Here is a 6928-nt window from a genome sequence, read left to right on the forward strand (position 1 = left end):
TCATAACTCCAACCTCGAAATTGCATCAAGAGTAAGGTCTGAAGTTTCTCCGTTAATTGTGTGCCTGAGATAGCCAGTCAAAGCAATCATTGCAGCATTATCTGTTGAAAGTGCTTTTTGTGGGAAGTACACAGGAACAGGCGAAACTTTCGAAAATGTCTCCCTTAGCCTTTTATTTGCTGACACTCCGCCAACAACACCAATTCCTTTGACATCAAAATCGGTTGCTGCTTTAATTGTCCTTTCAACAAGTATTCTTACAAGTGCATTTTCAAAACTTGCCGCAACACTTGCAAGGTCGTTTTGTATAATATCGGGGTGATTCTGGATGAAATAAACACCCGCAGTCTTTAGACCGCTAAAACTAAATTCATAAGGACTTCCCTTGAAAGTAAGATTAGGAAACTGGTATTTGTTTGGGTCACCTTCGAGCCCTAATTTCTCAATGATTGGACCACCCGGATACCCATAACCTAAAAAACGAGCAAACTTGTCGATTGCTTCGCCTGCTGCATCATCACGAGTCCTTCCAAGAACTCTATATTTCAAAAATCCGTCCATAAGGACAAGCTCTGTGTGTCCTCCTGAAACAATAAGAACAAGAAGTGGAAAAACATCTTTTCTTTTATAAAGTGGCGCTCCCTCAAGAAAAAGCGAATATATGTGTCCTTCAAGATGATTTACACCAATAAGAGGTTTATTAAGTGCAAAACTAAGTGACTTTGCAGCTTCAAGCCCAACAAGGAGAGACCCAACAAGCCCAGGTCCCTTTGTTACAGATATAAGGTTAATGTCTTCAAGCGATAAACTTGCAAGTTTTAATGCTTCAAGAATCGTATATCCAATGAGTTCAGCATGTTTTCTTGAGGCAATCTCGGGGACAATTCCACCAAAATCCCTGTGAAAAACATCCTGAGAAGTTAAGACATTTGAAAGAATTTTCCCATCACTTTCTATTATAGCAACTGCGGTATCATCGCACGAAGTTTCAATGCCAAGCGTAATCACGATTCCTTCTCCTCCTTCGGAACACTCAACTCCATTCTTATACCATCCTCACCGTCCTGGTAATATCCTTTTAATTCCTCTTTATCTTTGAAACCAAGTTTCCTATAAAGGCGTTGAGCAGACACATTTGACTTTCTTGCTTCAAGATAAACTGCTTCATAGCCAAGTTCCTTTGCAAGATTTATAGCAAAGAGAAGTAAATTTGTTCCGATACCTTTTCCTCTTTCGTCTGGATGGACTGCAACATTTATAACATGAAGTTTTTTCCCTTCATACCAGATACCGATAAAGCCAACAATCTTCCCATGCATTTTAGCAACAAAATATTCAGAAGAAGAATTGAAAAGATAATCAACCATAAAAATCTCTCTCGGCCAGGGGTCGCTATAAGAAAGTTCCTCAATTTCAATTATTCTCTTTATGTCCGATACTTTTGCTTTAACAATTTCTATTTCGCTAATCATCGCATCTTCTTAAATAATTTATCCTCTGCCCTTAAATAAATTGGCTTTAAAGACAGTGGATCAGGGACAAACTCTTCTCTTCTAATTAAATCATACGAAAAATCCCTTACCACCTCAGGATTAACATAAACCTTCTCAAACTCTTTCAAATTTAGATTGCTCCAATCCTCAAAAGAAACAATCTTCCCATTAAACTCCTCAAGTTCTTGAATGGTAAGTATTCTATCTTCAGACTTTCTTACGCCTTTCTCAAACAATGCTCCAAAATATTCCTTACGCCCAGCAGATAAAATCGCAAGAATTGATTCTTTATCTCTGTGCCTTGCAATAAGTTCAAGAGAATTAAGAGCTACTAACGGGATATTCAGCGCAAATGCAAGAATCTTTGCATCAACTACACCAATGCGTGTCCCTGTAAAACTTCCAGGTCCATTTACAACAACAACGTGCGTAAGGTTTTTTCTTTCAAACTTAATAAGGTCAAACATCACTTTTGTAATATAAAGGAGATTGTTCGGGCTTTCATCGTTTGGGTACTGAATCACGGAGTAATGGATTTTCTCCTCTGAAAATAGGATACTTACTGTTGGATAAAAAGCCTGATTAAGGAATAGACAGTTCATTTAAAACACTCTCCAGATTAAAAGCTTTTATTGTAATTTTTCTTTCGCTACTTTCTAAGATCTCAAAGTTTATCTCCATATCAAAATCAAGCAATCCTTCAACCTTATCTCCCCACTCTATCACATGGACGCCCGTTCTTGAAACCATCTCAAAAATACCAAGTTCATCAAGGTCTTTTGGGTCGTTTACCCTGTAAAGGTCATAGTGATATAGAGGCAAATCACCATTATAAATGTTAAGGAATACGAATGTCGGGCTTTCAACAAAATCCCTTGCTTTGAGCCCCTCTGCAATGCCTTTTGTGAGTGTTGTTTTACCTGCACCAAGTGGTCCAATAAGCCCTATAAGATAATTCGAGGCACTTTTCAATAGTTCCTCCCCAAGTTTTCTACCCAGGGCAATCGTTTCATCTTCGCTTTTTAGAAATAACACAGCTTCTTTCACACCATAAATATAACAAAAAAAGTATGTTTTTAAAAGTCCGTAAGAAAAAATTACTGGTATAATTAAATTGAAAAAAACGAAAGGAGAAAACTATGGCTAAAAAATTCCTTCTTTTAGGCAATTTTACAAACGAAGAGATAGTTAAAATAATGCAAAAAGTAAAAGAAGCAGTTGATACAAAAGATGTGATTTTTGCAACCTTGACCGATACAGTTAAGGAATGGAAGGTAAAAGAGTGGCTTGAGGAATTAGAAAAAGAAGACGAATACTTCAAAAACAGTAAAGAAACAAAGTAAAAACTGATCAATTCTCATTTTTCAAAAAATTATTAGCACCCTCTTGACACAGTTGCTAAACTCTATATAATAAATTAGCAAACTTAATATAAATTTGCTAAAAATTCACAAAAAAACAAGAAGGGAGGTTGGTTGTATGGCAGAAATTATACCGATTTACGACCACATCGTAGTAAAAATTGAAGAGGAAGAAGAAAAAACAAAGACAGGTATCGTATTACCTGACACAGCAAAAGAAAAACCCCAAAAGGGTAAAGTTGTTGCAGTAGGTTCTGGAAGGCTTCTTGACAACGGTCAAAAAGTCCCTCTCGAAGTAAAAGTTGGCGATACAGTTATTTTCTCAAAGTATGCAGGAACTGAAATCAAATTAAACGATGAGAAATACCTCATCCTCTCTGAAAAAGAAGTACTTGCAATCCTTAAATAAGGAGGTGAAACTATGGATGCAAAGCAAATAATTTTTGGAATGGAAGCAAGAAAAGCAATACAGGCAGGTGTTGATAAATTAGCAAACACAGTAAAGGTAACTTTGGGACCAAAGGGCCGTCATGTTGCACTTGAAAGGAAATTTGGTTCGCCAATTCTTTCAGATGACGGTGTTTCGATTGCAAAAGAAATCGACTTACCAGATCCAAACGAAAACATCGGTGCACAACTCGTAAAAGAAGTTGCATCAAAGACAGAAGATGCAGCAGGTGACGGAACAACAACAGCAACAGTTTTAGCACAGGTACTAATTGATGAAGGTATCAAGAATGTTACTGCAGGTGCAGATCCACTTCTTCTCAAAAAAGGTATCGATAGAGCAGTTGAAGCAGTTATTGAAGAGATGAAGAAGCTCAAGAAAGATATAACCACAAAAGAAGAGATTGCGCAGGTTGGAACAGTTTCTTCAAAGATTAAAGAAGTTGGTGAAGCAATTGCAGACGCAGTCGATAAGGTTGGAAGAGAAGGCGTTATTACAGTTGAGGAATCTCAAGGTATTGGTCTTGAGGTAAAGACTGTTGAAGGTATGCAGTTTGACAGAGGTTACATTTCACCATACTTCGTAACTGACGCAGAAAGAATGGAAGCAGAACTCAAAGACCCATTCATCGTTATTACCGATAAAAAGGTTTCTTCAATCCAGGAATTCCTTCCACTTCTTGAAAGAATTGTTCAAACTGGAAGACCATTCCTTCTCATTGCAGATGATGTAACAGGTGAAGCACTTGCAACACTTGTTCTCAACAAGATTAAAGGGACATTCTCTTGCGTTGCAGTAAAGGCGCCAGGATTTGGTGATAGAAGGAAAGCAATGCTTGAAGATATTGCAATCCTCACTGGTGGTCAGGTTATTTCAGAAGACCTCGGAATTAAGTTCGAAAGCGTTACACTTGATATGCTTGGAAGAGCAGATGCTGTAAAGGTCGATAAAGATAACACCACAATCATCGGTGGTAAGGGTGACAAAGAGAAAATCCAGGCAAGAATTAAACAAATTAAAGAAGAAATCCAGAGAACCACTTCAAGTTACGATAAGGAAAAACTTCAGGAAAGACTTGCAAAACTCTCCGGCGGTGTTGCAATAATCAAGGTTGGTGGCGCAACTGAAACTGCAATGAAAGAAATGAAGCACAGAGTTGAAGACGCAGTTGCAGCAACAAAGGCAGCACTTGCTGAAGGTATCGTTGCAGGTGGTGGAGTTGCGTTCGTTAAGGCACTTCCAGTCCTCGACACTTTACAGGCTGAAGGTGACGAAAGAACTGGTATTATGATTGTAAAGAAAGCACTCCAGGAGCCTCTTAAACTTATTGCAGAAAACGCAGGTTACAATGGCGTAATCGCTCTTAACAAAGTGATGGAAACCAAAGATAATGTTGGTTTCAACGCAGAAACTGGAAAGTTCGAAGATATGTTCAAGGCAGGAGTTATCGACCCATTCAAGGTCGTAAGGACTGCTCTTCAGAACGCAGCAAGCATTGCAGGGTTATTGCTCTCAACTGAGGCAATCGTAACAACAATTCCAAAAGAAGAAAAACAGGCCCCCGCACCTCAATACCCTGAATATTAATACAATGATTTAGATTCCTGAGCCCTCCGTTTGGAGGGCTTTTATTTTTTTGTTTTATGTGTAACATTTTTAAGAGGTGAAACATATTATGGATGTGGAAAGTAAGCTAATAGAACTTGTGCCAAAACTCAGGAAAGGAGATGTGGAGGCTTTTGAAATGTTTTACAATTTGACTTATAGGTATGTTTACAAAATTGCCTATGCAATAACCCTCTCAAAAGAGGATGCAGAAGATATTGTTCAAAACACATACCTCAAAATATACGAAAAGAGAAAAGCGCTTAACGACGGCATTTCAGTTTTAGGGTACCTTAAAAGGATTGCTGTAAATTATGCTTTGCAAAATGCAAGAAAACAGGATCCAAAATTTATTGAAAGAGAAACAAAATTTGATTCAAATGAATATAAAGAGTTAATTGAAGAAGCGTTAGCACAGTTAGACCCAAAAGATAGAAGCATAGTAACCCTTTTTTACATAGATAATATGAGCACAAAAGAAATTGCATTTTTACTTAACGAATCAGAAGAAAATATTAGAGTAAGACTTCACAGAGCAAGGAATAAATTAAGGGAGGCGATAGAGAATGGAGAAGTTTGAAAGGCAGTTTAAAGAGTTTTTAGAAAAGACGGACCCCGAAAATAGCAACTTAAAAGAAAAAGTTATGGGAACAATAAACAGGAGAAGAAAAGTTGAAAGATTTAGAAAGGCTATCCTCTCGACATTGATTGTAGCAATTGTATTTACTTTTGGCCTTTCTTTTGTTACTCCAGTTTTTGGTAAAGCAGGAACACTTCCTCAACTCATTAAGAGCGTAAAGATAGAAAGCACAGCAAAGAGTTTTGAGGGAGTTATTGAAATTGACGAAACTATCCTTCAAAAAATAACAGACGCAAATCTTAGTTTTGCAGATGCGGTTGTTATCTCTGCTCTTTCCAAAGACAAAAATATTGATATTGATAAAGTTATCGAAATGAGAAAAGAGGGCTTTAGCTGGGGAAAAATCCTTGATACACTTAATGCAACACTTAACGAAAACGACATAAAAGGGACAGATGTAACAAACGAGCAACCCTCTAACAGCACAAATAACAACTCAAGCAATCAAACACAAACTGTCCAGAGCGAAAACGAACAAAACAAGAATGAAAATAAAAACGCAAACCAGGGAGAAACAACAGCACCTCAAAATAAGGAGCAGGAAACAGAACAAGAGCAAAATGAAAATGAACTTATCATCGTTATAAAAGGGACGGTTTCTGCAATTAACGGGAACACTTTAACAATATCAGGAGAAACAGTTACGGTTAACGACAACACAACTGTAAAATACCTCGGAAAGAGTGTTAATATTTCGCAGATTAAAGTTAACGACCCCGTTCTTGTGCATGCAGCAAAAGTTGGTGATAGCCTTGTTGCAAGAGACATAATTCTCTATAAAAACACCCCAGGTAAGCAGAACCAGACGAACCAAGAAAATAAAAATGAAGAGAAAAATAAGGAGCAAAACGAATCACAATCTTCACAAAATGAGGAGCAGAACCAGGAACAAAATTCTCAAAAAGAATTTGAATTGAATACAGTTATTTTGAGTGTTCAAGAAGGAACAATAACCCTCAAAGATTTTACAAATCCTGTTATTGTAGACGATTCAACCAAGGTTGAACAGGTTGGGAAAGGCAGAGTTGATAAAACAGTCCTTAAGGAAGGGCAAACTGTCCAAATCCATATAAGATTTGATGGAACAAACTACAAAGCAACGCAAATAATAGTGCAGGAAAAAGCACAGCAAAAAGGAAACCCTGATAGCACAGAGGAAACTAATTCAAATAAACCTAATAACGATAATTCCAACAAAGGCAAAAAGCCATAAAAATAATGGAGGAGGGAAAAAGACTCTCCTCAACCAATTGAGGGGTGAGAAGATCCCCCTCAACACTCCCCAAAAACGACTTTATGCCTTTGGGAAAAAGTTAGAAAGGGGGCTTCGCCCCCTTTAATCATTGGAGGAGGGAAAAGTCCCCTCCTCCAACTCCACCCA

9 protein-coding genes are annotated in these 6928 nt (G+C 37.6%); 5 read left to right on the plus strand and 4 right to left on the minus strand.

The window, feature by feature from the left end:
* The 4 genes from tsaD to tsaE are packed head-to-tail and all read right to left on the minus strand — an operon-like array spanning position 1 to position 2528.
* Positions 1–1008 (minus strand): tRNA (adenosine(37)-N6)-threonylcarbamoyltransferase complex transferase subunit TsaD, encoded by a 1008-nt coding sequence (gene tsaD, locus JHC30_04420; GenBank protein MCI4463397.1) that lies wholly within the window; start codon positions 1006–1008, stop codon positions 1–3.
* Positions 1005–1472 (minus strand): ribosomal protein S18-alanine N-acetyltransferase, encoded by a 468-nt coding sequence (rimI, locus tag JHC30_04425; GenBank protein ID MCI4463398.1) that lies wholly within the window; start codon positions 1470–1472, stop codon positions 1005–1007. Before rimI ends, tsaD begins: the two co-directional genes overlap by 4 nt.
* On the minus strand, positions 1469–2095 hold the full coding sequence (tsaB, locus tag JHC30_04430; protein ID MCI4463399.1) for a tRNA (adenosine(37)-N6)-threonylcarbamoyltransferase complex dimerization subunit type 1 TsaB: 627 nt from the start codon (positions 2093–2095) through the stop codon (positions 1469–1471). The genes rimI and tsaB overlap by 4 nt, the downstream gene beginning before the upstream one ends.
* Entirely contained in the window at positions 2076–2528 is a 453-nt protein-coding gene (gene tsaE / locus JHC30_04435; GenBank protein ID MCI4463400.1) for a tRNA (adenosine(37)-N6)-threonylcarbamoyltransferase complex ATPase subunit type 1 TsaE, read from the minus strand. Before tsaE ends, tsaB begins: the two co-directional genes overlap by 20 nt.
* 104 nt (positions 2529–2632) lie before the next feature.
* On the opposite strand from tsaE, the gene JHC30_04440 reads away from it, so the two are divergent.
* The 5 genes from JHC30_04440 (at position 2633) to JHC30_04460 (ending at position 6760) form a co-directional block, all read left to right on the plus strand.
* Entirely contained in the window at positions 2633–2836 is a 204-nt protein-coding gene (locus JHC30_04440; GenBank protein MCI4463401.1) for a DUF3783 domain-containing protein, read from the plus strand.
* A gap of 136 nt (positions 2837–2972) precedes the next feature.
* A complete protein-coding gene (gene groES / locus JHC30_04445) occupies positions 2973–3263 on the plus strand; it encodes a co-chaperone GroES (protein ID MCI4463402.1) in 291 nt (96 codons plus the stop codon).
* A 12-nt stretch (positions 3264–3275) separates the two neighbouring features.
* Positions 3276–4889: a chaperonin GroEL gene (gene groL, locus JHC30_04450; protein ID MCI4463403.1), complete on the plus strand. Its 1614-nt coding sequence runs from the start codon at positions 3276–3278 to the stop codon at positions 4887–4889.
* 88 nt (positions 4890–4977) lie between these two features.
* Complete coding sequence (locus JHC30_04455; protein MCI4463404.1) at positions 4978–5487, plus strand: sigma-70 family RNA polymerase sigma factor; 510 nt, start codon at positions 4978–4980, stop codon at positions 5485–5487.
* Complete coding sequence (locus JHC30_04460; protein MCI4463405.1) at positions 5474–6760, plus strand: hypothetical protein; 1287 nt, start codon at positions 5474–5476, stop codon at positions 6758–6760. The genes JHC30_04455 and JHC30_04460 overlap by 14 nt, the downstream gene beginning before the upstream one ends.
* Positions 6761–6928: the final 168 nt, after the last annotated feature.

Source organism: Caldisericum sp., from assembly GCA_022759145.1.
GTDB lineage: Bacteria > Caldisericota > Caldisericia > Caldisericales > Caldisericaceae > Caldisericum.